The organism is Streptomyces atriruber, from assembly GCF_001418325.1.
Classification (GTDB): Bacteria; Actinomycetota; Actinomycetes; order Streptomycetales; family Streptomycetaceae; genus Streptomyces; species Streptomyces atriruber.
Genome location: NZ_LIPN01000694.1, coordinates 1 through 1,128, shown reverse-complemented (window position 1 = coordinate 1,128; position 1,128 = coordinate 1). Strand labels below are relative to the sequence as shown.

1 protein-coding gene and 1 pseudogene are annotated in these 1,128 nt (G+C 71.7%); one reads left to right on the top strand and one right to left on the bottom strand.

The genetic code is table 11. The features are described from left to right. Positions 1–67 precede the first annotated feature (67 nt). The gene (locus AOK03_RS40140) at positions 68–637 is read right to left on the bottom strand and encodes a hypothetical protein (RefSeq protein WP_055570227.1); all 570 of its coding nucleotides are present in this window, start codon (positions 635–637) and stop codon (positions 68–70) included. 264 nt (positions 638–901) lie between these two features. Between AOK03_RS40140 and AOK03_RS41630 the strand changes: the two are divergent. Continuing rightward, positions 902–1,128 (top strand): annotated as a pseudogene (locus AOK03_RS41630) (NERD domain-containing protein); the annotation flags it as partial.

The window sequence follows — 1,128 nt, the reverse complement described above, 5'->3', positions numbered from 1 at the left end:
GGGTGCGGGGGGTCATGGAGGAGCTCCTCTGGTGGAGGGGTGCGGCAGGGGTCCGGCTCGGTGGGGGTCAGCCGTCGGTGCGGCCGCGGCGCAGCATCGCGAAGCCGAGGCCCGCGGCGCCGGCCGCCGCCATGCCGCCGCCTGCCACCAGGAACGCGGGGTCCCCGGCGTCGCGCACGCCCTCGGCGCCGGCCTTGACCCCGCCCTTGGGGGCGCCGGTCTTGTCGCCGGTGCCGTGCTTGGTGCCGGTGCCGTGCTGCTGCTTCTGGCCGTTGTCCTGGCCCTTCAGGTATGTGATGCCGATGTGCCCGTTGGACGGGTGCAGCTCGTACTTCACGCCGCCCTGGGTGACCGTCGGATGCGTGGCGGAGAGGGTCGCGATCTCCTTGCCCTTGAGGGAGATCGTCGCGACGTACGAGCCGCCGCGGTTCTGGATCTTCGCCTGGGCGCCGTTGCCGAGCGTGACCTCGTAGACCTCGCCCTTGGCGTGCGGCGCGGGCTGCGGGCTCTGCGGCGCCGTCGGCTCGGGGGCGGGCGAGTCCGCGAAGGCGCCCGCGGCCGGTATGAGCAGCGCCCCGCCGGCGAGGGCGGAGACGGCGGCGGTACGGAGGAGGGTGTGGCGGCGACTGGTGCTCACGGGACGTTCCTTACGGTCGGTCGGCTGATCGCTCCGGCGTGATCGGGTGGACTCCTAAGAAGTTAGATGTCCGCTATTGCGGCAATTCGGCGGCTATGTAACAGCGGCCCATAGCTGTGTGGGCAGTGCCGTTACGGGACCAGGGGGACTTCACACCCGGACCGGGCGCACTCGGCGCAAAGACGCCCCAACTTCCGTCGCCCGCGACCGGGTTCTTGCCGGGGAGCGTGCGGACTGTTCCCATGGTCGAGGGGGTGATGGCGCATGACCGGACTGCGCGTCGTACCGGCCTGGAGGCACGGTCAGGAGCGTTTGTACGTGTATCTCGCGGACGGCAGGAGTGTGGCCTGGTACGACCGCGACTCGTCCCGCGTCAACCTGCTCAGCGAGGAGAGCGAGGAGGCCGTCCTCGACGTCCTCGCCCCCTTCCTGGTGGGCCAGGTCACCGTGGGGCCGCCGCCCGTCCCCACCCCCGTCGAGCTGGCCCGTCT